We start from the raw sequence: 21,931 nt of genomic DNA, 5'->3' as shown, positions 1-21,931 counted from the left end.
CCACTGGTCCCGCACGAGGGTTCGCCCGCGCGCGAGCAACTCCCTGAACTGCCGTGATCTGGCTTCAGGCACGACGGACCAGCCCCTTTCGCCACCACACACCTGCGTGGGGGACACTTAATCACCAGACGTATGTGTTGATCATGGAGGAGCCACCCGTGGAGTTCGACGTCACCATCGAGATCCCGAAGGGTTCGCGGAACAAGTACGAGGTGGACCACGAGACGGGGCGCCTCCGTCTCGACCGTCGGCTCTTCACTTCGACCAGCTACCCGGCGGATTACGGCTTTGTCGAGAACACCCTCGGCGAGGATGGCGACCCGCTGGACGCCCTGGTCATTCTCGACGAGCCGACGTTCCCCGGCTGCCTGATCAAGTGCCGTGCGATCGGCATGTTCAGGATGACCGACGAGGCGGGCGGCGACGACAAGCTGCTGTGCGTACCCGCGTCGGACCCGCGGGTCGAGCATCTGCGTGACATTCACCACGTGTCCGAGTTCGACCGCCTGGAGATCCAGCACTTCTTCGAGGTCTACAAGGACCTGGAGCCCGGCAAGTCGGTCGAAGGGGCCGACTGGGTGGGACGCGCCGAGGCCGAGGCCGAGGTGGAGGCGTCCATCAAGCGCCTGGAGGCGTCCGGCGGCCACTGAGCCGTAACCTCCCGAACGGGCCAGCCCTGGGGCTGGCCCGTTCGGTGTTTTCGCAGGTCAGAGCCGGGTCAGAAGCCTCGGGTGCGCTTGGCCGCGCGACGGCCCGAGGGGTCGTCCCCGCCGCCCGGGACCTTGAGGAACAGCCGGGCCGCCTCGCCACCCAGGTTCACCCCGATGGCGATCGCCAGGGCCAGTGCCGCCGCCTGGGTGAGGTGGGGGATGCCGCGGTCCAGATTTCCCTGGGCGAGCGCGAGCAGTCCGAAGTACGTCGCGCTACCGGGCAGCAGCGGCCCGATCGCCGCCGTGACGTACGGCAGCGCGGACGCGTAGCGGTAGCGGGAGAGCAGCTGCCCGAAGAGGCCGACCAGCCCGGCGGCCACGGTCGTGGCGGCGACCGGCGGCACGTCGGCGGTGTCGGCGAGCGCGCCGTAGACCACCCAGGCGACCCCGCCGTTGAGGGTGGCGAACAGCACGGTGTGACGTTCCTGCTGGAGCAGGATGCAGAACGTCAGCGCGAGCAGCATCGCCGCCAGTATCTGGACGATCGGCTGCGGCTGGCCCACGAGCGCCGCCTCCGGGTTCAGCTTGGCGTTCAGCTGGAGCCCGCCGTACAGCACGGTGAGCACGCCGCAGACGATGCCGACGATCAGGTAGCCGACCTCCAGCAGCCGGGCGGCGGCGGTGATGTAATACCCGGTCAGCCCGTCCTGGACGCTGGCCACCAGGGCCCGCCCGGGGATCAGCGCGAACAGTCCACCGGTGATCACCGCGGACGACTGGAGTCCCGCGCCCAGGAGGCTGAGCCCGATGCCCATCGCGGCGGGCGGCATCGCCGCGACCACGAACTGGTAGAACTCCGGCAGTCCGCGCCCGGACGCCAGCCACGCCAGCCGGTCGCCGAGCATCGCGCCGATCGCCGCCGCGAAGAAGACCGGCCACGCGCCGCCGACCAGCATGCTCGCCGCTCCGGCCAGCCCGCCGGCGGCCACGGTGAGCGCCCAGCCGGGGTAGGGGTGGCGGTTACGGCGTATCTCGGCGAGGCGGCGGTAGGCCTCCTCCAGGGTGAAGTCGTCCTGCGAGGTGATGTCGTCGACGAGCCGGAAGACGGCCGACAGCCGGTTGTAGTCGGTGCCCCGGCGGCGCACCGTACGGCTGGCGGTGACCGGGTCGTCGACCAGCGAGGGCTGGTAGCTGACCGACAGCAGGGTGAAGGTCACCGTGGGCTCGCAGCGGTCGAGCCCGTACGCGTGTGCCACGCCGAGCATCGCCGCCTCGACGTCCTCGGCGCCCTCGCCGCCCGCGAGCAGCAGCTCGGCGATACGCAGGACGAGGTCGAGCACCCGGGGGACGGCGGGGCCCGTGTCGTCCTCCTGCTCGGTGCGCTGCTCGGGCGTCGGGCGCTCGCTGATCGGCATCCGCAGCATCGTGCGCATCCGGTCCTGCCAGGGCGCGTCCTTGGTCAGCCGGACCAGGGGTATGCCGTTCGGCGGCGTGAAGGCCGGGAAACCGCCGGTGGTCTGGTTGGGCGATGTGGTGACCCCGGGGGGCGCCACGAAGGCCGAGCCCTCCGGCTCGGGAGGGGCGCATTCGGCGGTCAGCCCCACGGGGATGGCGAACTCCGAGGTCGGGTGCTCGCCATCGGGCGAGGGCGGCCTCGGTACCCCCTGGGGCGGGGTAAATGCGCTGCGCGCCTCATCGGACTGCGGCTTGCGGTGCTCCGCCGTGTCCGCTTCCTGCGTGCCCGCGCCACGCTGTCCGTACTGTCGGTCCGACCCCACTCCGCCTCGCTCCTCAACCGCCTCCCCGTCACTTCTTCCAGCAGCCACGATGCGACATCGACGACCACCGAAGCCCATTGTGCGGGGAGGTGGCCGCCGAGTGGGAGTGGGGGCAGCGTGTGCGACGGATGTGTAGCGGAGTGACGCCTGTGAAGTGACGGTGAAGATCTGCGGGCGGCGACCGGGTCAGCGCTTGGCGTGGCGGCCGCGCGGGCCCTGCTGGTCGGCCGCCGACGGCCCGTCCGGTGCCTCGGCGGCCTCCTTCTTGGACTTGCTCCGGGCCCGCAGGAACTCGATCACGATCGGGATGACGGACAGCAGCACGATGCCGATCAGGATCAGCTCGATGTGCTTGTGGACGAAGTCGACCTTGCCGAGCGCCGCGCCCAGCAGGGTGACGCCCGTGCCCCACATCACACCGCCGACGATGTTGAAGATGATGAAGGAGCGGTAGTTCATCCGGCTCACGCCCGCGATGATCGGCGTGAACGTCCGCACGATGGGCACGAAGCGGGCCAGGATCAGCGACTTCGGGCCGTGCTTCTCGAAGAACTCATGCGCCTTCTCCACGTTCTCCTGCTTGAAGAGCTTGGAGTCCGGGCGCTTGAACAGCGAGGGTCCGACCTTCCGGCCGAAGAGATAACCGACCTGGTCACCGACGATCGCCGCGACGGCGACGCCCGTGCACACCAGCCACAGATCCTGCTTGATCACATCGGTGGTGACCAGCAGACCGGTGGTGAACAGCAGCGAGTCTCCCGGCAGGAAGAAGCCGATGAGCAGGCCCGACTCCGCGAAGACGATGGCCAGCACGCCGAGCAGCCCGAAGGTTTCGATCAGATAGTCCGGGTCCAGCCACTGAGGGCCGAGCGCGAGGGTGGTCACGGGTCACAGGCTCCTGGGTCGAGGGGTGCAGGCTCGTGCTCGTGCGAGGCCCGGCCGCAGGGTCGGGGTACGGACTGCTGCGGCGTTCGTCGCTTGGCAGTGTGCCGCCCAAAGCTATCAACGCCGTATGCGTGCCCGTGGTTCCCACTGTCCGCCCGCCCCCCCCTCATGCCCGCCCCTCGCCCGCACCCGCTACCCGTGGCGCTCCGCGTTGGCCCGGATCGCGTCCCGGAGGTAGGCGGCGAGCCCCGGCCTGGCCTTGTCGATGTTGTCCGTGAAGCGCTGGTCCGTCACATAATTCTCGGCGATGCAGGGGTGGAGCTGGTGGTCGCAGTCGTAGTGGTTCCGGCTGATCCCCTCCCGGTGTTCCTCGGCGAGGTCCATCGCGGCCTCGGACTCCGGCGCGGCGCCCGACTCCATCAGCGCGATGAAGTGCTCGTTGAGCGCGTCGGACTCGGCCTGGATCCGCTGCCAGTCCTCCTTGGTGTACGTGGCCGCCCTGCGCTGGGACTCCCGGTACGCCTCGGTGTTCCCCCAGCGCTCCTCGACCTCGTCCGCGTGCTCGTCCGGATCGAAGTCCCCGAAGACCTCGAACTTCTCCTCGGGGGTCAGATCGATGCCCATCTTCCGTGCCTCCATGGCGTGTTCGACGGCGGCGGCCATCCTCCTGAGCTGCTCGATCCGGTCGGTCAGCAGCGTGTGCTGGCGCCGCAGGTGGGCCTGCGGGTCCGCGTCCGGGTCGTCGAGGAGGACCGCCACCTCGTCGAGCGGAAAGCCGAGTTCCCGGTAGAACAGGATGCTCTGCAGCCGGTCGAGGTCGGCGTCGTCGTACCGCCGGTGCCCGGCCGTGCTGCGGGCGCTCGGGCGCAGCAGCCCGATCTCGTCGTAGTGGTGCAGCGTGCGCACCGTGACCCCGGCGAAGCCCGCGACCTGTCCCACCGAATAGCTCATGACCTGGTCCGCTCTTCTTGTGTTCCGTATGCGCTCCACGGTGGCGCCTCACGTCGCGTGAGGTGCAAGTCCGGATGCCGAAATCATGCGGGCGCGACGCGCGTTTCCTGGCATCCTGCCGAGTGTGCTGGGGATAACTGATCTTTCGACGTATCTGGCGGGCCTTGCGCTGATCATCCTGCTGCCGGGCCCGAACTCGCTCTATGTGGTGTCCGTCGCCGCCCGCCGCGGCCCGCGTACCGCCTACCGTGCGGCGGGCGGGGTGCTGTGCGGGGACGCGGTGCTGATGGCGCTGTCCGCGGGCGGCGTGGCGTCGCTGCTCCAGGCGAGCCCGGCGCTCTTCGCCGTGGTGAAGTTCGCCGGTGCGGGCTATCTGACCTGGCTCGCGGTGGGCATGCTGCGCGGGGCGCGGAAGCTGTGGCGCCAGGGGCCGGGCAGCGCGGCGCGGACCGCCGAGGCGGCCGAGGCAGCCGAGGTGGGCACGGACGGCTCGGCCGGCGCGGACGGCACGGCGTCCGGGGCGGTCGAGCGGCCCTACCGCCGGGCGCTGGTCGTGAGCCTGCTGAACCCGAAGGCGATCCTGTTCTTCATCTCCTTCTTCGTGCAGTTCGTGGACCCGGAGTACGCCCACCCGGCGCTGTCCTTCGTGGCACTGGGCGCCTGGGCGGAGCTGTTCAGCATCACCTATCTCTCCCTGCTGATCTTCGGTGGCACGTATCTCGCGGCCCTCTTCCGGCGGCGCAAGCGGCTCACGGCCGGGCTGTCGGCGGGCGCGGGGGCGGCGTTCCTGGGGTTCGCGGCGAAGCTGTCGGTCAGCAGCGCCGGCTGACGGCGCGGGAAGCGACCGATTGCGTCGTATGTCCGTAATTTAATGGGCATGGCACTTCACGGCGGCAGGCGTGGCGAGGCAAAGCGGCCCGACATCTCGGTCAACCCGTTCTACGGCGTGGCCGATCCGGTCAGCGGCATGACGACGAACCCGCCGCGCCGCTGCCTCCCCGACCGGCCCATGGCGCCGTCGGCCGCGTACCAGCTGGTGCACGACGAGCTGATGCTCGACGGCAACGCCCGTCAGAATCTCGCCACCTTCGTCACCACCTGGATGGAGGCACAGGCGGGGCGGCTGATGTCCGACTGCCGCGACAAGAACATGATCGACAAGGATGAGTACCCGCGCACCGCGGAGCTGGAGCGGCGCTGTGTGACCATCCTGGCCGACCTGTGGCACGCCCCCGACCCGCACGCGGTGATGGGCTGCTCCACGACCGGTTCGAGCGAGGCGTGCATGCTCGCCGGAATGGCCTTCAAGCGGCGCTGGGCCAAGCGGAACCCCGTCCGCTATCCGGCCACCGCCCGGCCCAACCTGGTCATGGGGATCAACGTCCAGGTGTGCTGGGAGAAGTTCTGCGCCTACTGGGAGGTGGAGCCGCGGCAGGTCCCCATGGAGGGCGACCGGTTCCACCTCGACCCGCGGACCGCCGCCGAGCTGTGCGACGAGAACACCATCGGGGTCGTCACCGTGCTGGGCTCGACCTTCGACGGCTCGTACGAGCCGGTCGCCGAGGTGTGCGCGGCCCTGGACGACCTCCAGGAGCGCACCGGGCTGGACGTACCGGTCCATGTGGACGGCGCTTCGGGCGCGATGGTGGCGCCGTTCCTCGACCCGGACCTGATGTGGGACTTCCGGCTGCCGCGCGTCTCCTCCATCAACACCTCGGGGCACAAGTACGGCCTCGTCTACCCGGGTGTGGGGTGGGCGTTGTGGCGCACACCGGAGTGCCTGCCCGAGGAACTGGTCTTCCGGGTCAACTACCTGGGCGGCGAGATGCCGACCTTCGCGCTCAACTTCTCCCGGCCCGGCGCCCAGGTGGCCGCCCAGTACTACACCTTTCTGCGACTGGGCCGGGACGGCTTCCGCGCCGTCCAGCAGACCTCCCGCGAGGTGGCCTGCTCGCTCTCGACACGGATCGCGGAACTGGGCGACTTCAGGATGCTCACCCGCGGCGACCAGCTGCCGGTCTTCGCCTTCACGACGACGGAGGAGACCACCGGCTTCGACGTGTACGACGTGTCGCGGCGGCTGCGCGAACACGGCTGGCTGGTGCCCGCGTACTCGTTCCCCGCGCACCGCGAGGACCTGTCGGTGCTACGGGTGGTGTGCCGCAACGGCTTCTCGGCGGACCTGTCCGACCTCTTCCTGGACGATCTGCGCACCCTCCTGCCCGAACTGCGGAAGCAGCCGGGGCCGATGGGGCGGCCCGAGGCCGTCGCCACGGCCTTCCACCACTGAGCAAGCCGCCCCTGAGAAAGCCGCCGGCTTCAGCGCGCCTGCGCGGTGGCGCGGAGGAGTTCGACCCTGCGGCGTACGGCCTCCAGGGCACCGGGCCTGCGGCCCGGCACCCGGCCCCGCAGATCGATCAGCATCGGCGCGAGGGCATGTGCCCGGGCCGGTTCCTGGACGAACTGCCACTGGTGATGGGCCCGGTCCACGGCCCCCTCCACCTCGGGGTGCCCGGTCGCCTCGCCGTTGCCCAGCCGGGCGTCGGCCACCGACAGCCACAGCTCGCACGCGCGGGCCGGGTCCCCGGCGATCCGGGCGAGGTCGGCGCGGACCTCCAGCCAGTGGATCGCGCCGGACGAGCGCGGACCGGCCGACCGGAGCGCCTCCTGCTCCCAGGCGGCGGCCATCGAGGCGGCCTCGCTGTGCCGCCCGGCGTGCGCGGCCTCGAATATCGCGGCGTGCGGATCGGGGACGGGCTCGGGAACCCGTACGGGCGCGGACCGCCGGGCCGGTATGGACTCGAGCGCGGGGCCGCTCCCGGGGCCGCTCCCGGCGGAGCTTCCAGGGGCGGCCGCGGGCGGCGGCCCGGGCGGGGGCGGCGCTTCGCCCGGTCCCTGGAACAGCTGGGGCTGCTGGGTCTCGTGCGGCCCGTGTGGTGTGTACGCCCCGGGCGCGCCGTACGCCCCGTACGCCCCGTACGCCCCCGCCGACGCCTCGTACGCCGCGTAGCCCTCCACCGGCGCGCCCAGCAGCAGCCCCGGCCCGGCGCCCAGCCCGGCCTCGGCGGCGGCCTGCTGGTGCAGCAGGGCGAACGGCGGGCTGCCCGCCTCGCCGCCGCGCAGCAGCCCGGCGAGGGCGCGGCTGTAGACCGGCGCCGCGAGCCGCCGCTTGGGCGGGGCCGGGGCGATCGTCCCGTAGAGGGTCAGCCCGGAGGCGAGCGTGTCGACCGGCAGCCGCCCGTCGGACAGCCGCGGCCAGACGGTCTCGTCGGCCACCAGATCGGCGAGCACGGTGGTGCTGCCGGGCGGCCGCTGGGCCAGCTCGGCGGCCAGCCAGTGCCACGGCAGCGCGGTGTAGCGGGCGGTCCTCGGCGTCGTACGGGCCAACGCGAGGTGCGGCAGCCGCTGTTTGTGGTCGATGGTGAGCTGGCCCGCGAGGTAGATGAGCACCGGCCCCTGCTGGGCGGCCGCCGTCCGCAGATGCGTCAGCACGGTCTGCGGATCGGTGGGGTCGACGAGTTGGACGACGCTGGCGCCGCCGGGCGTGCCCAGCAGCGCGGCCGGCGGCACCGCCGCGAGCTGTGGCAGCGCGGCGGCCGCGTCCATCAGCCGCTGCTTGCCCACCGGCCCGGCGGCCAGGAGCAGGGCATAACCGGGCCCGCGCGTCCGTGCCGCCCCCGTGTCCGCCGTGTCGTTCCCCATACGTGCACCGTATCCGCATCCGGCGACGGCGGGTGGGCGTGTGACATACGTGGCATCGGGGACGGCCTGTCGGCCACTCAGCAGCCGGGCCCCCGCCCGGCGTCGTCCGGAGCCGGGGACTGCGCGTACGGATTCGGCGCCCCGTCCGGCAGGACGTCCACCGGGCGCTCCCCCTCGCCCGCCATGACGTACGCCCCGCCCTCCAGCCGCTCGATCAGGCCGCGGGTCCACTCGGCGCCGCTGTCGGCCGAGTGGACCCAGAACTTCATGATCTCGCCGATGTGGCCCCACTCACCGGGGCTGTCCTGCGGCGGCGACCAGTTCCGGGTGACCTCGGCCCGCCACTCCTCCAGCGCGGCCACGCGCTCCTTCAGCAGCGCGATGGCCTCGGCGCGCGGCAGGTCGACGATGAACCCGACCCCGGCCGTCAGCTCGTCGATCTTCTGGTCGTGCCGCAGCAGGGCGTCCCGCAGCAGCTTGAGGTACTCCTCCTCGCCCGCCGCGGTCAGCTCGTACTCGGTGCGCGGCGGGCCGCCGGCGGTGCTCGGGGCCACGTCGTGGGCGCGCATCAGGCCCTGTTTCGCCATCTGCTTGAGCGCGTGATAGATCGATCCGGGTTTGGCGTGGGACCACTCATGGGCGCCCCAGAACTCCAGGTCGTTACGGACCTGATAGCCGTGTGCCCGCCCGTGCTGGCGCACCGCCCCCAGCACCAGCAGCCGGATCGCTGACATGTGCCCGTCTCCCCATCCTGCCCCGCCCGACCTGCGCTGGGGTCCAGGGTAGGGGCGTCAGCCCTCCACGAGCGACCAATCGGGCTCGGGCATCGCACCGGACGCGAAGACCAGCTCGAACGCGTTCTTCCCGTCGATCGTCTCGCGGATGACGTCCGCGTGCCCCGCGTGCCGGGCGACCTCCTCGATCATATGGAGGACCAGCCAGCGCCAGGTCCGGGTGCCGCCCTCGTCCCAGGGGCGGCGGGGCGCCTCGAATGTCTCGTCCATCGAGGGCAGTGCGCGCACGGCCTCATCGGTGGCGCGCGCCGCCGCCTCGTACCGCTCCAGCAGCACCGGCACCGTCTCGTCGGCCGTGGGGACGAAGCTGGCCTCGAATTCCGCCAGCGCCTCCTTCGTCAGCCGCTTCTCCTCGCGGCCCTGCCCCGTGAGGACCCAGCCCGCCTCGGCCTGGGTCGCGTGCTTGATCAGCCCGGCCAGGGACAGCGCGCTGGCGCTGGGCACGCTGCGGGCCTGCTCCTCGGTCAGCCCGTACACCGCGCGCCGGATGCCGCCGCGCTGCGCGTCCAGGTAGGCCAGCAGCGTGGAGCGCTCGTCCTTACAGTCCTCGGATTTCACGACGGTGGGCATGGCTGCCGCCTTTCATCAGGAGGGCGCCCGGGTCGGGTGCCCTTCGATGAACCCCACCTTAGGAAGGCTTGCGGTCAGCTTCTGTCCGCATGCCTTCTGTCCGCATCCCTTCCAGGTGGCGCGTCAGAACGGGAATTGGCTGCGGCCGTGCTGGATCGAGATCCACTTGGTGGTGGTGAAGCCGTCGACCATCGCTTCCCCGTTGAGCCGCCCGAGCCCCGAGTGCTTCTCGCCGCCGAAGGGCACGATCGGCTCGTCGTGCACGGTGCTGTCGTTCACATGGATCATGCCGGTGTGGACGCGCTTGGCCAGGCGGACCCCGCGCTCGATGTCGCCGGTGTGCACCGCGCCGCTGAGGCCGTAGTCGGTGTCGTTGGCGATCCGGACGGCCTCCTCGTCACCGTCGAACGGGATCAGCACCACGACCGGGCCGAACACCTCCTGCCGGAGGATCGCCGAGCCCTCGGGGACGTCACCGAGCACGCTCGGCCCCACCAGGGTGCCCTCGGCGCGCCCCCGCACCAGCGCGGTCGCGCCGTCGGCGATCGTCTGGTCGACGAGCGCGGTGATCGCCTCGGCCTGGCCCTCGTTGATCAGCGGGCCGATGTGGGTGGCCGGATCGCCCGGGTCGCCCACCGTCAGCGTCTTCACCTTGGCCACGAACTTCTCGGTGAACGCGCGCTCCACCGCCCGGTCCACCAGCACCCGGTTGGCCGCCATGCAGACCTGCCCCTGGTGGACGAAGCGGCTGAACACCGCGGCGTCCACCGCGTAGTCGAGGTCGGCGTCGTCCAGCACGATCAGGGCGCTGTTGCCGCCCAGCTCCAGGATGGACCGCTTGAAGTGCGAGGCCGCGACGGTGGCGACATGGCGGCCGACCTTGTCGGAGCCGGTGAACGAGATGACCTTGGGCACCGGGTGCTCGATCAGGGCGTCGCCGATCTCCGCGATGTCGGTGACGACCACATTGAGCAGCCCGGCCGGAAGCCCGGCCTCCGCAAAGATCTTCGCGACCAGACCGCCGCCGCATATCGGGGTGTTCTGGTGCGGTTTGAGGACGACGGCGTTGCCGAGGGCCAGCGCCGGGGCGACCGACTTCAGCGACAGCAGGAAGGGGAAGTTGAACGGGCTGATCACGCCGACGACGCCGACCGGCACCCGGTAGAGCCGGTTCTCCTTGCCGTCCTCGGGCGACGGCAGGATGCGGCCCTCGGGGCGCAGCGCCAGCTGGACCGCCTCGCGCAGGAACTCCTTGGCGAGGTGCAGTTCGAAGCCCGCCTTGACGTGGGTGCCACCGCACTCCGCGATGATCGCCCCGGTCAGCTCCTGCTCGCGCTCCTCGATGACGCGCAGCACCCGCTCGAAGACCGCCCGCCGGGCGTACGGGTTGCGGGCCGCCCACTCCGGCTGGGCCCGCTCGGCGGCGCGGTAGGCGAGGTCGACCTCGTCGACGGTGGCCACGGTGATGGAGGCCAGCTTCTCCCCGTCGTACGGATTGAAGTCGACGATGTCCCAGGAACCGCTGCCGGTGCGCCACTCACCGCCGATGTACTGAAAGGCCAGCTCGGAGAAGTAGGACATGCCATCCCTTATCTGGAGGACGCGGGACCGCATCCGGTACACCCGCGAACACGTGGGGGGTATTCCTGACAGCACGTCATCCTACTGGTGGGTCAGGCCTCGCGCAGGAGCCCCCCGAGCAGGTCCCGGCTCTTCTCCGGGGACAGACCGTCAGCGCCGAGCCGTGCCAACACCCGCTCGTACTGCCCCACTTCATCGGGTTTGTCGAGGTAGAGGGCGCTGGTGAGCTGTTCCAGATAGACGACGTCCGGGAGGTCGGACTCCGGGAACCGGAGCAGGGTGAACGCACCGCTCTCCCCGGCGTGCCCGCCGAAGGCGAACGGCATCACCTGGAGCCTGACGTTCGGCTGCTCGGAGACGGAGATGAGGTGCTGTATCTGGGCACGCATCACCTCCGGACCGCCGTACGGGCGGCGCAGCGCGGCCTCGTCCAGCACCACGTGGAACGCCGGTGCCCGCTCGGAGACCAGCAGCTTCTGCCGCTCCAGCCGCAGCGCGACCCGCCGCTCCACCTCGGAGTCGCACGCCTGCGGCTGGCCCCGGGTGACCACGGCGTGGGCGTACCCCTCGGTCTGCAGCAGACCGTGGATGAACTGGACCTCGTAGACGGCGATGTGCGAGGCGGCGCCCTCCAGCCCGACGTACGTCTGGAACCAGCCCGGCAGCACATCGCCGTAACTGTGCCACCAGCCGGTGAGGTTGGCCTCGCGGGCGAGCCCGAGCAGCGCCGCGCGCTCCGCCTCCTCGGTGACGCCGTACAGCGTGAGCAGGTCCTCGACGTCGCGCGCCTTGAAGCTCACCCGGCCCAGCTCCATCCGGCTGATCTTGGACTCGGAGGCGCGGATCGAGTAGCCCGCCGCCTCGCGGGTGATGCCCCGGGTCTCGCGCAGCCGCCTGAGTTGAGAGCCCAGGAGAATGCGGCGCACCACCGATCCACTCGACTCGCTTGCGGTCATCTGTCCGTGACCCTCCCTGTGCGGAACGCGCTCTTCCGGCGATGGGCCCCCGCAACCCGGCAGGCCGAAGTCTGCCACTTTCCGGGCTCCGGGCTGTGCTCATGTCGTTACCCGACCGGGAGACCTACGCACATGTACGTAGGACGAAAGCATGGCAAAGCCGGGTGCAGTATCCCAATTCGGCCGCGTGCACGTGCATCTGCCCTTGCATCTGCCGTCGGCATTCGAAACCATGGGACTCGCGCACGTGCAAGCTCGTACGAGATCTGGCCAGGATTCGTCACGGCCACGGATGCAGGAGTGCTCGCATGGGGAGCGAAGGTACGGCCCTGCTGGAACCGTTGTGGAGAGGGCTTCCCGCGGTCGATCCCTCCGCCGTCTCCGGCGCTGTCTCCTGTTCCCTCCCCGCGCGCTACGACGCGGTCAAGGGGGCTCGCCAGTTCACCGGGGCCACGCTGCGGCAGTGGGACATCCCCGAGCTGCTCGACGAGGTGGCCCTCGTCGTGTCCGAACTGGTCACCAACGCGCTGCGGCACGCGGTCGCCGGGGCACCTCCGGGCAGCCCGTCCGGCGACGGGCAGGAACCGCCCCTGGTGCGGCTCCATCTGATGTACTCCGCCTCCCGGCTGGTGTGCGCCGTACGCGACCCCAGCGAGGCCGGGCCGGTCGCCGGGGAGGCCGGTTCCTGCGAGGAGTCGGGGCGGGGGCTGTATCTGGTGGAGTCCTTCACCGACGGCTGGGGCTGGCAACCGCTGGCCGGAACGCTGCGCGGCAAGATCGTCTGGGCCCTGTTCCACCTGCCCCGCCCCTAGCCGCCGGTCTCAGGCGGGCTCAGCGGGGCGTCGCCTCCGGGGGCGCCGTCGTGATGCCCAGCGAGTGCAGCTGGAAGAGGCGTGACACATCGTGGGCGGTGACGATGCCCTCCAGATGCCCGTCGTCCACCACCAGCACCGGCATCCCCGCGCCTCCCGGCCGGGCCCGCTCCAGCACCTCGCTCAGCAGCTCGTCCGACGTCGCGACCGTGCACCGCGTGATCGGCATCGCCACCTCGCGCACCCGCCGCTCCTCCCGCATCCCGGCCGGAACCGCCGCCAGCGCGCGCAGGTTCACCACGCCGCTGGGCCGCCCCTCGAAGTCCAGCAGCGGCAGCGCCGAGTGGCGGGAGTGCGCCGCCACCTCGTCGATGAACCGCCCCACCGGCAGCCAGTCGGCGCCGGTCACGACCGGGGACGACATCGCTTCGCCCGCCCGCACCCCGCGCAGCGCCGTGTTGACACCGGCCCGCTGCCGCTCCGCGTTGGCGACCACCATCATGAACAGCCCGACGAGCGCGAGCCACAGCCCGCTGCCGTCGCCGCGCACGAACGAGAACCAGCCGGCCGCGATGAGCAGCATCCCGAAGATCTGGCCGCTGCGCCCGGCCGCCCGCTCGGCCCGGTCCCGGTCGCCCGTACGCCACCACAGCGCCGCCTGCACCACCCGGCCGCCGTCCAGCGGCGCCGCGGGCAGCAGGTTGAACACCCCGAGCAGCAGATTGGCCCAGCCCAGCCAGATCAGCACCGCCGCCGGTACTCCCCACCCGGCCAGCGCCCTGGCCCCGATCCCGGCGCCCACCGCGACGCCGCCGATGACCAGGCTGGTGAGCGGGCCGCTGACGGCCACGAGGAAGGCGATCTTGGCGGTGCGCGGCCGTCCCATCTGGGTCATGCCGCCGAGCGCCCACAGCGTGACGTCCTCGACGGAGACGCCCTTGCCGCGCGCCGTGACCGCGTGCGCGGCCTCATGCAGCAGCAGGCTTCCCATCAGCAGGAAGGCGCCGATCACACTGGCGACCGCGTACACCAGGCCGGTCCGGCCGGGCGTCCAGGCGGGCAGCGTCTCGCGGCCGAGCCCATAGGCGAGCAGGACGATCAGCACCGGGGCGCTCCAGTGCATCCGCAGGGGCACCCCGAGGACATGTCCGACGCGAACCGAGCCGTTCATCGCTCATCGCCCGTCTCACATCAGTAGGACCCCCCACCGATCACTACCAGTGTCGCTCACGCGACCGGGTCGTGCGCCAGATGGTCGAACTCCCCGTCCTTGACGCCGCGCAGCATCGCCTCGACCTCGGCCGGGGTGTAGACGAGCGCCGGTCCGTCCGGGAAGCGGGAGTTCCGTACGGCCACGTCCCCGCCGGGCAGCTTGGCGAACTCGACACAGGACCCCTGCGAATTGCTGTGCCTGCTCTTCTGCCAGACGACCCCTTGAAGGTCCGCGGCCGCCATGCCGTTGTACGGGTGGTCGCGCACAGGGCTCTCCACTGTTAGTGCAACTGTCAACTGCCTCGGATCATAGCCGCATTCCTGTGCATATGCATGAGCATATGCACGTGCATAGGACGCAGGAGTCTCCTGCCGGATGATCACGGCCTCTTCTGCCCTGCCCCGGGCGTGTCAGTCGTCGGCGTCAGTCGTCAGCGCGGTCGTCAGCTCAGTCGTCAGAAAAGACGACGAGGACGCCCCGCGGGTTGGCCCGCGGGGCGTCCTCGTCGTCGGAGGGGCGCCGGAGGTGGCGCCGGAGTGGTGTCGGGCGCCGTCAGCGCCGCAGGGCGGCCGGGGTGCCGGAAGGCTCGGCCAGGACGGTGGAGGTGGAGACGGGGACGCCGAAGTCCGGGGTGCCGTCCGCGTTCCAGTTCACCTTCTGCGCCCGGGTGGTACGGGAGCCGCCGCAGCCGTCCGTGGCCTTGGCGTTGGCGTGGTAGGCCATCCAGACCTCCTTGCCGTCGGGCGAGGGGAAGAAGAAGTTGTGGCCCGGCCCGTACACCCCGGCCGCGTCATTGCGCTGGAAGACCGGGCTGGCGTACTTCTTCCACGCGCCCGCCGCCAGTGGATCGCTCCCTGTCAGCTCCATCAGCCCGAGCTTGTAGTCCGGGGTGTCGCAGTGCGAGGCGGAGAAGGTGAGGAAGGTGCGGCCGCCGTGCTGCAGGATGGTCGGCCCCTCGTTGACCGCGCTGCCCGACTTCTCCCAGGCGTAGGAGGGCGTGGCGATCCGGACACCGGCGCCGGTCGGGGTCCACGGGTTGCTCATCCGGACCGCGTAGAGGTTCTGCGAACCGCCCTCCCAGAAGGAGTACAGCATGAAGAGGCGGCCGTCCGGCATCGAGAGATAGCTGCTGTCGATCATCCAGCGGTTGTCGCCGTACGGATCGACCTGGCCCTTGTAGGTGTACGGGCCCAGCGGATTCGATCCGGCGCTCTCCAGGACGTGGACGTGCTGGTGGTCGATGTTCGCCGAGACGCCCGCGCTGTACGTGAGATACCAGCGCAGCCCGTTCGGGCCATTGAGACGATGCAGTTCGGGCGCCCAGAAGTTGCAGCAGCGGGACGCCACGGTCTCGCGGTAGACGGTGGTGGGCGCCGCGGTCTTCAGCCCGCCGAGGGTGGGCGATCGGCGCATCTCCCAGTGCGAGGCCCAGGTGGTGCCCAGGTGGTAGTAGTACCCGGCGTAGCGGATGACCGTCGGGTCCGCGCCGTTCTGCGTCACGACCGGATTGGTGAAGCTCCCGGCCCTCACCCCCGGAGAACCGGCCGGTTCGGCCTGCGCGGCGGTGGCGCCGCCCGTCTGCAGCAGGGCGACGAGCGCGAGCAGCGCGGCCGTCAGCAACGGCAGCGCTCTGGTGCGGATGCGGGTCATGGAAGGCTCCAGGGTTCGAGAGGCCCGGGCGGCGACGCGCTCCGCCCGGTCGATATTTCGAACACGCTCCGTCATTGCGAACGGACCGTAGAGCCGCCCGGTCGAGGGGTCAACCCCTCTCACAGCGCTCGTCGTTGCCTCCCGAGGCCGCTGTCGGGCCGCTGTCGGGCCGTTGTCGGACCCCCCTGCCAGACTCACGGTCATGAGGTGGGCAGCGGCAGAGACGGACGACGGGGGTGTCCGTCTCTGCCCGCTGGACGCCTGCGGAGAGGCCGCCGGGCCGGTCGTCGAGGTTCCGGCGGCGCGGGGCGGGATCGCCGAAGCCGTGCGGTCCCGCCCGGAGGCCGACCGGTGGGTGTGGCGGTCCACCGCCGAGGTGTATCCCCGGCTGCTGGCGGCCGGAGTCCGGGTCGAGCGGTGCTACGACACGGAGGCGGCCGAGGCCCTGCTGCTCGGCCACGAGGGGCGCTCGGGCGCCCCGCGCTCGCTCGCCGCGGCCTGGGCCCGGCTGCGCGGGCTGCCCGTCCCCGAGGACCCGCCGCCACGGGCCGCCCAGACGCAGCCGTCGCTCTTCGAGCCCGGCCCGCCACCGCTGCCGCCCGGCACCGACCCGCTCGACGCGCTGCTGACGGTGTACCGGGCGCAGCTGGCCCGTACCGGGGCGGCCGGGCACCCGGACCGGATGCGGCTGCTGACCACCGCCGAATCGGCCGGAACCCTGGTCGCCGCCGAGATGCGGCGCGCCGGAGTGCCCTGGCGGGCCGACCGCCACCGGGAGTTGCTGGACGAGCTGCTGGGCGAGCGCTATCCGGGCGGTCTCGAACCGCGGCGGATGGCCGAGCTGGCCGACGAGGTGTCCCGCGCCTTCGGGGGCGGGGTGCGGGTGCGGCCCGATCTGCCCGCCGACGTCATCCGGGCGTTCGCCCGCGCGGGGATCGCGCTCAACTCCACCCGGGCGTGGGAGCTGAAGGAGATCGACCACCCGGCGGTGGAGCCGCTGCTGCGGTACAAGAAGCTCTACCGGCTGCACACCGCCCACGGCTGGTCCTGGCTCCAGTCCTGGGTGCGCGAGGGCCGATGCCGCCCCGCATACCTGCCCGGCGGCACCGTCTCCGGCCGCTGGACCACCCACGGCGGCGGGGCCCTCCAGATCCCCAAGGTGGTGCGGCGCGCGGTCGTCGCCGACCCGGGCTGGCGGCTGGTCGTCGCCGACGCCGACCAGATGGAGCCCCGGGTGCTCGCCGCCATCTCCCGCGACCCCGGGCTGATGGAGGTCGCGGGCACCGGCCGGGACCTGTACGCGGAGCTGTCCGACCGCGCCTTCGCGGGCCGCCGCGACCTGGCCAAGCTCGCGCTGCTCGGCGCCGTCTACGGGCAGACCTCCGGCGACGGGCTCAAGCACCTCGCCGCGCTCAGGCGCCGCTTCCCGGCGGCCGTGGCCTACGTGGACGACGCGGCCCGCGCGGGCGAGGAGGGCCGTCTCGTGCGGACCTGGCTGGGCCGCACCTGCCCACCGGCCGGTGGCACCGCCGCCGACCCGGCCGACGAGGCGGGTCTGCCGCGCGACCTGGACGAGGAGCCGCGTTACGGCAGCACCCCGGGCGCCCGCGCCCGCGGCCGCTTCACCCGGAACTTCGTCGTCCAGGGCAGCGCCGCCGACTGGGCGGTGCTGATGCTCGCGGCGCTGCGCCGTGCCCTGGCCGCCGCCGGGCTCCGCGCCGAGCTGGTCTTCTTCCAGCACGACGAGGTGATCGTGCACTGCCCCGAGCCCGAGGTGGCGGCGGTGCGGCAGGCGATCGCGGAGGCGGGCGAAGCAGCCGGAACGATCGCCTTCGGCCCCACCCCGGTCCGCTTCCCCCTCACGGTGGCGGCGGTGGAGTGCTACGCGGACGCCAAGGCCTAGCCGGGGCCCAGCCCAAGGCCCAGCCGAGGTCCAGCCGAGGCCTGGCCGAGGTCCAGCCAGGGCCCAGCCGAGGCCTGGCCGAGGGGGAGCGGGCTCGCCCGACCGGCGCACCTCCGGAGGCAGCGGCGGCGCCCCGCCGCACACCATGGCCACATGAGCATCAGCCTTGAGCGGCTGCGTCGCTGCTCCATCGCCGTGGACCTCGGAGCGTCCAGGACCCGCGTCTACCTCAAACGCACCGGCCTGATCGTCGACGAGCCCACCGTCGCCGCCGTCAACACCCGCACCGGCGCGGTGATCGCGGTCGGGGCGTTCGCCGAGCGCATGACGGGCCGTACGCCCGACCACATCCGGGTGGTGCGTCCCGTGGCCGGTGGCACCGTCGTCGACATCGCCATGGCCCAGCGCATGCTGCGGCTGCTCCTCGGCAACAAGCTGCGCCGCGCCTGGCGCCGCAAGCCGAGGCCGAGCGCCGCCGTCTGCGTACCGCACGACGCCGATCCACTCGCCCAGCGCGCCGCCCTGGAAACGCTCTCCGGGCTCGGCGCCAAGCGGGTCGAGCTGGTGGACACGCTGATCGCCACCGCCGTGGGCTGCGGGCTGCCCGTGGAGCGGCCCGAGGCCACGATGATCGTGGTGTGCGGCGCGGCCACCACCCACGTCGCGGTGTTGTCGCTGGGCGCGATCGTGTCCGCCGAGCGGGTGCCGGTGGGCGGCGAGACGGTCGACCACGCCGTCGTCCAGCATCTGCGCAACGCGCACGCGCTGACGCTGCCGAGCCAGGCCGTCCGCCCGCTGCACCTGGTCCTCGGCGACACGGCGCTGGCCTCGCTCGGCACCGAGGTGCACGGCCGCGACGTGGCCACCGGGCTCGCCCGGTCCGTACGGATCGACGTCGAGGGCGTACGCAACGCCATCCGTACCCCGCTGACCGCCGTCCTCGACGCGATCAGCACCGTACTGCGCCGCTGCCCGCCCGATCTGGTGGCCGACCTCGCCGACCGCGGCATCATGCTGGCGGGCGGCAGCGCGGTGCTGCCCGGTCTCGAGACCCTGCTGCGGGACGCGACCGGCGTCCCGGTGAACATCGCGGACAACCCGGGCGTGTGCGCGGTGGAAGGGCTCGGCGCGATGCTGGAGGGCAAAGTCCAGCCCCATGTGCTCAGCTCGGCCATCACCTGAGCGGGCAACTCCAGGAACTGATCGGAACTTTCTTCGCGACGCGTTGAGTGGCGGCCCCCTCCCGTCCGTACGAAGGGAGGAAGAGGCCGACTTGGCCACCCAACCCCCCCGGGGCACAGACCGGGAGTCGTCAGTTGATGTTGTCCAACTCAGGTCCTGTCCTGGAGGTTCTGGTGCACGACGACGCCGCCGTGGCCGATGAGCGTCCGTCCAGATCGCAGCGCGGTACACCGGACGAGCAACTCATGCGTGCGCTCTACCAGGAGCACGCCGGACCGTTGCTCGCGTTCGTACTGCGTCTGGTCGCGGGCGATCGCCATCGCGCGGAGGACGTCGTGCAGGAGACCCTGGTCCGCGCCTGGCGGAATGCGGACCAGCTGTCCCGGGCCACCGGTTCCATCCGGCCCTGGCTGGTCACGGTCGCCCGGCGCATCGTCATCGACGGGCACCGCAGCAGGCAGGCCAGGCCCCAGGAGGTCGACCCGTCTCCTCTGGAGCTGATGCCGGCGGAGGACGAGATCGACCGGGCACTACGGCTGATGACACTTTCCGACGCGATGCACGACCTCAGCGACGCCCACCGCGAGGTGCTCGTCGAGACCTACTTCAAGGGCCGTACGGTCAACGAAGCGGCGGAAACGCTCGGTATACCCAGCGGGACGGTTCGGTCCCGGGTCTTCTACGCGCTGCGCTCCATGAAGCTCGCGCTTGAGGAGAGAGGAGTGACGGCATGACAGCGCAGGCGCACCACGCGGGACACGACGCCGTTGGCGCGTATGTGCTCGGCGTGCTCGACGAGGCGGACGCCACCTATTTCGAGGAGCATCTGGCCGGTTGCGACCAGTGCGGACGGCAGCTCGACGAGCTGACCGGACTGGAACCCCTGCTCGCGGACCTCGCGGCCGACATCCCCGGTATCCACGGGGCACCCGGCCGGACCGCGATCACGGGCCACACCCCGCACGCGTTCACCGCCACTCCGACCGCCATCGACACCTTGACCGCCAAGCCCGGCCCCGCCCTGCTGAACCGCATGGTGGGCGAGGTCGCCGCGGCGCGCAGCAAGCGCAAGCGGCGCGGCCTCTACCTGGTCGCGGCGGCGGCCGCGCTGATCATCGGCGGACCGCTCGGCACGATGGCCGTCACCTCGGACTCGGGCTCCGGCGCCGAGCCGCCGGTCGCGTCCGCGGCGAGCGAGAGCCAGCTCTTCGCGGGGATGCCGGACAAGGTCGAGGCCACCGACCCGGACACCAAGGTGACCGCGGCGATCGCCATGGAGGACAAGATGTGGGGCCTCGACGGGATGCTCAGACTGGGCAACGTCAAGGGCCCGCTGAGCTGCAGCCTGATCGCGGTCTCCCACGACGGCCAGAAGCAGACCATGACGACGTGGTCCGTGCCCGAGCGGGGATACGGGATCGAGAACAGCCAGGACGAGGCGGCCAGAGCCCCGCTGTGGGCCCACGGCGGAGCGGGCATGAAGCGCTCCGACGTCGATCACTTCGAGGTCCGTACGTCCGAGGGCAAGCTGCTGATCTCCGTGAAGGCGTAACCCGCGCCCCTCGCCCCGCGCGGCGAGCCCCGCCCGCCGCCGTGTCACCCGGATCGCCGACCATCCCGTGCGGCGCCGTGAGCGAGATGTTACACAGAGTGTGATATGTCGCTTTCGCGCCCCGGGGGGTCCGTGATCCGAGGAGGCACGCGTGGCTGACCCGGACGCCCATCAGCAACGCATGTTCACCCAGTACGTGCTGCCCGAAATCGAGGTGCTGCTGCGCGTGGCGATGTCTCTGACCGCTCAGCGCGCCGACGCCGAAGATCTCGTGCAGGACACGTTACTACGGGCGTACCGGGCAGTCGGCCGTTTTGACGGGAGACATCCACGGGCCTGGCTGCTGACGATCATGCGGCACGCGGAGGTGAGCCGGCGCCGCCAGCGCCGGCCCCGGCTGCTGGACGACCCGGACACGGAGCTGGAACGGCTCTCCCCGGCCCGCGGCGCCACCCCCGAGGAGCTGGTGGTGGACACCGCGTTCGACGAGGCCGTGGACGCCGCGTTCACCGCGCTGCCGCTCCGCGACCAGCAGGTCGTGCGGCTGGTCCACGTGGACGGGCTGTCGTACGCGGAAGCGGCGCAGGTGCTGGACGTCCCCAAGGGGACGGTGATGAGCAGGCTGCACCGGGCCCGCAAGCGCATCCGGAACCAGCTGCTGGCCGCGGGGCGCACGGGACGGGAACCAGAGCGAGGTGAGGCATGAGCCGGTGGACATGGTGGCGCGATACCGAGCGGCGCCGGACGCGGGAGTGCCCGGTGGGCGCGCCGATGCTCCAGGCGTTCCTCGACGGCGAACTGGACGCGCCGGACGCGGCCCGGGTGCGGGCGCATGTGGCGGAATGCCACCACTGCGCCCGTGAGCTCTCCGTCTACCAGCGCATCACCAGCGCGCTGGCCTCCCGGGGGGTGACCGACGAAGCGGCGCTGGCGCGGCTGAAGGAGTTCGCGGCCTCGGTCGCGGAGCGGGAGAGCACCCGGGAGCCGGGGCCGATGCCGGGTTCGGGGCCGGACCCGGGTCCGGGGTCGGAGCCAGGGCCGGGTTCGGGTTCGGGCTCGGGGTCGCGTTCGGTGCGCAAGGGCGGAGGCTGAGCGGCGGCCGCCGCACGGCCGTACGCAGCAGCACGGCCGCGGTGAGCAGGGTCCCGGAGACGAGGGCGACGTCGGCCAGGTTGAACACCGGGCCGCGCCCCGCCACCGTGATCCAGTCGACCACGGCACCGCGCAGCGGGCCCGGCGGCCGCATCACCCGGTCGGCGCCGTTGCCGACCGAGCCCCCGGCGATCAGCGCCATGCCGAACGCCAGGCCCCGGCTGTGGGCCCGCAGCCCCGCGAGGACGGCGGCCAGGGTGGCGACCGCGCCGGTGAGGGTGATCATGGTGATCAGCACCGGGCGGCCGTGCCCCAGCCCGAAGGCCACTCCGGCGTTGTGCACCAGCAGCGCGTGGAACGGCCCCCACCGGGCCTGCGGCCCCGAGGTTCCGCTCCAGGCGGCCAGCGCGAGCGCCTTGCTCACCTGATCGGCCGCGATCACCACGAGCGCGGCCAGCGGGAAGAGCAGCCTGCCGGTGTGCTGGTGGGGGTTCATGGGCGGGCCTCCCTGCATGCCGGGGGCCGGTCCGCGGGCGCGGAGGGGGCCCAGGGAGGAAACCCGGCGGGGGCGCCCCCCGCTTCCCCCCCTACGGGACTTTCCAGACTTTCCGGGCGACCTGAGCGACCTGGGCGACCTGGGCGACCTGGGCGACCTGGAAA

Annotated in this window: 21 protein-coding genes and 1 pseudogene; 10 read left to right on the top strand and 12 right to left on the bottom strand. The window is 71.8% G+C overall.

Annotation, left to right across the window (positions count from 1 at the left end; all coding sequences use genetic code 11):
- Positions 1–158 precede the first annotated feature (158 nt).
- Positions 159–650, top strand: coding sequence for an inorganic diphosphatase (locus ABZ370_RS01220; RefSeq protein WP_358615991.1), 492 nt, complete (start codon positions 159–161; stop codon positions 648–650).
- Positions 651–718: 68 nt separating this feature from the next.
- Here the strand turns inward: ABZ370_RS01220 and ABZ370_RS01215 are convergent, their stop codons facing one another.
- The 3 genes from ABZ370_RS01215 to ABZ370_RS01205 form a co-directional block, all read right to left on the bottom strand.
- The gene (locus ABZ370_RS01215) at positions 719–2,428 is read right to left on the bottom strand and encodes a threonine/serine exporter family protein (protein ID WP_358614857.1); all 1,710 of its coding nucleotides are present in this window, start codon (positions 2,426–2,428) and stop codon (positions 719–721) included.
- A 186-nt stretch (positions 2,429–2,614) separates the two neighbouring features.
- Positions 2,615–3,313 (bottom strand): VTT domain-containing protein, encoded by a 699-nt coding sequence (locus tag ABZ370_RS01210; protein ID WP_358614855.1) that lies wholly within the window; start codon positions 3,311–3,313, stop codon positions 2,615–2,617.
- 192 nt (positions 3,314–3,505) lie between these two features.
- Positions 3,506–4,264 (bottom strand): MerR family transcriptional regulator, encoded by a 759-nt coding sequence (locus tag ABZ370_RS01205; protein ID WP_358614853.1) that lies wholly within the window; start codon positions 4,262–4,264, stop codon positions 3,506–3,508.
- 124 nt (positions 4,265–4,388) lie between these two features.
- On the opposite strand from ABZ370_RS01205, the gene leuE reads away from it, so the two are divergent.
- Positions 4,389–5,093, top strand: coding sequence for a leucine efflux protein LeuE (gene leuE / locus ABZ370_RS01200; protein ID WP_358614852.1), 705 nt, complete (start codon positions 4,389–4,391; stop codon positions 5,091–5,093).
- A gap of 48 nt (positions 5,094–5,141) precedes the next feature.
- Complete coding sequence (locus ABZ370_RS01195; RefSeq protein WP_358614850.1) at positions 5,142–6,554, top strand: glutamate decarboxylase; 1,413 nt, start codon at positions 5,142–5,144, stop codon at positions 6,552–6,554.
- 29 nt (positions 6,555–6,583) lie between these two features.
- On the opposite strand, the gene ABZ370_RS01190 is transcribed toward ABZ370_RS01195, so the two are convergent.
- The 5 genes from ABZ370_RS01190 to ABZ370_RS01170 all read right to left on the bottom strand — a co-directional run bounded on the left by ABZ370_RS01190 (position 6,584) and on the right by ABZ370_RS01170 (position 11,867).
- Positions 6,584–7,966 (bottom strand): hypothetical protein, encoded by a 1,383-nt coding sequence (locus ABZ370_RS01190; RefSeq protein WP_358614848.1) that lies wholly within the window; start codon positions 7,964–7,966, stop codon positions 6,584–6,586.
- A 77-nt stretch (positions 7,967–8,043) separates the two neighbouring features.
- On the bottom strand, positions 8,044–8,700 hold the full coding sequence (locus ABZ370_RS01185; protein WP_358614846.1) for a PadR family transcriptional regulator: 657 nt from the start codon (positions 8,698–8,700) through the stop codon (positions 8,044–8,046).
- A gap of 57 nt (positions 8,701–8,757) precedes the next feature.
- The gene (locus tag ABZ370_RS01180) at positions 8,758–9,330 is read right to left on the bottom strand and encodes a DinB family protein (protein ID WP_358614844.1); all 573 of its coding nucleotides are present in this window, start codon (positions 9,328–9,330) and stop codon (positions 8,758–8,760) included.
- Between the two features lie 123 nt (positions 9,331–9,453).
- A complete protein-coding gene (locus ABZ370_RS01175; RefSeq protein ID WP_358614842.1) occupies positions 9,454–10,911 on the bottom strand; it encodes an aldehyde dehydrogenase family protein in 1,458 nt (485 codons plus the stop codon).
- Positions 10,912–11,003: 92 nt separating this feature from the next.
- Positions 11,004–11,867 (bottom strand): helix-turn-helix transcriptional regulator, encoded by an 864-nt coding sequence (locus ABZ370_RS01170; protein ID WP_358614840.1) that lies wholly within the window; start codon positions 11,865–11,867, stop codon positions 11,004–11,006.
- A 308-nt stretch (positions 11,868–12,175) separates the two neighbouring features.
- Between ABZ370_RS01170 and ABZ370_RS01165 the strand changes: the two genes are divergently transcribed.
- Positions 12,176–12,679: an ATP-binding protein gene (locus ABZ370_RS01165; RefSeq protein ID WP_358614838.1), complete on the top strand. Its 504-nt coding sequence runs from the start codon at positions 12,176–12,178 to the stop codon at positions 12,677–12,679.
- Between the two features lie 19 nt (positions 12,680–12,698).
- Here ABZ370_RS01165 and ABZ370_RS01160 read toward each other — a convergent pair whose 3' ends face one another.
- The 3 genes from ABZ370_RS01160 to ABZ370_RS01150 form a co-directional block, all read right to left on the bottom strand.
- Positions 12,699–13,850 (bottom strand): site-2 protease family protein, encoded by a 1,152-nt coding sequence (locus ABZ370_RS01160; protein WP_358614836.1) that lies wholly within the window; start codon positions 13,848–13,850, stop codon positions 12,699–12,701.
- Between the two features lie 56 nt (positions 13,851–13,906).
- Positions 13,907–14,134 carry a DUF397 domain-containing protein gene (locus tag ABZ370_RS01155; protein ID WP_358615989.1) on the bottom strand — a complete coding sequence of 76 codons (228 nt, stop codon included), beginning with the start codon at positions 14,132–14,134 and terminating at the stop codon, positions 13,907–13,909.
- 310 nt (positions 14,135–14,444) lie between these two features.
- Positions 14,445–15,542 carry a glycoside hydrolase family 43 protein gene (locus tag ABZ370_RS01150; protein ID WP_358614834.1) on the bottom strand — a complete coding sequence of 366 codons (1,098 nt, stop codon included), beginning with the start codon at positions 15,540–15,542 and terminating at the stop codon, positions 14,445–14,447.
- A gap of 202 nt (positions 15,543–15,744) precedes the next feature.
- Here ABZ370_RS01150 and ABZ370_RS01145 point away from each other — a divergent pair, with 202 nt between their 5' ends.
- From ABZ370_RS01145 to ABZ370_RS01120, 6 genes and pseudogenes are all read left to right on the top strand, one after another.
- Positions 15,745–17,445, top strand: coding sequence for a bifunctional 3'-5' exonuclease/DNA polymerase (locus tag ABZ370_RS01145; RefSeq protein ID WP_358614832.1), 1,701 nt, complete (start codon positions 15,745–15,747; stop codon positions 17,443–17,445).
- A gap of 153 nt (positions 17,446–17,598) precedes the next feature.
- The gene (locus tag ABZ370_RS01140) at positions 17,599–18,627 is read left to right on the top strand and encodes a rod shape-determining protein (RefSeq protein ID WP_358614830.1); all 1,029 of its coding nucleotides are present in this window, start codon (positions 17,599–17,601) and stop codon (positions 18,625–18,627) included.
- Between the two features lie 137 nt (positions 18,628–18,764).
- Positions 18,765–19,361 (top strand): sigma-70 family RNA polymerase sigma factor, encoded by a 597-nt coding sequence (locus tag ABZ370_RS01135; RefSeq protein ID WP_050799946.1) that lies wholly within the window; start codon positions 18,765–18,767, stop codon positions 19,359–19,361.
- Positions 19,358–20,179 (top strand): zf-HC2 domain-containing protein, encoded by an 822-nt coding sequence (locus tag ABZ370_RS01130; protein ID WP_358614828.1) that lies wholly within the window; start codon positions 19,358–19,360, stop codon positions 20,177–20,179. Before ABZ370_RS01135 ends, ABZ370_RS01130 begins: the two co-directional genes overlap by 4 nt.
- A 151-nt stretch (positions 20,180–20,330) precedes the next feature.
- The gene (locus ABZ370_RS01125; protein ID WP_358614826.1) at positions 20,331–20,885 is read left to right on the top strand and encodes an RNA polymerase sigma factor; all 555 of its coding nucleotides are present in this window, start codon (positions 20,331–20,333) and stop codon (positions 20,883–20,885) included.
- Positions 20,882–21,025, top strand: a pseudogene (locus tag ABZ370_RS01120) (zf-HC2 domain-containing protein); the annotation flags it as partial. The gene ABZ370_RS01125 and the pseudogene ABZ370_RS01120, both read left to right, overlap by 4 nt.
- 37 nt (positions 21,026–21,062) lie before the next feature.
- Here ABZ370_RS01120 and ABZ370_RS01115 read toward each other — a convergent pair.
- Positions 21,063–21,767 (bottom strand): signal peptidase II, encoded by a 705-nt coding sequence (locus tag ABZ370_RS01115; protein ID WP_358614824.1) that lies wholly within the window; start codon positions 21,765–21,767, stop codon positions 21,063–21,065.
- Positions 21,768–21,931: the final 164 nt, after the last annotated feature.

Origin of the sequence: Streptomyces sp. NPDC005962 (genome assembly GCF_040629205.1) — a bacterium.
Classification (GTDB): Bacteria; Actinomycetota; Actinomycetes; order Streptomycetales; family Streptomycetaceae; genus Streptomyces.
This window is presented reverse-complemented; position numbering and strand designations above follow the sequence as displayed.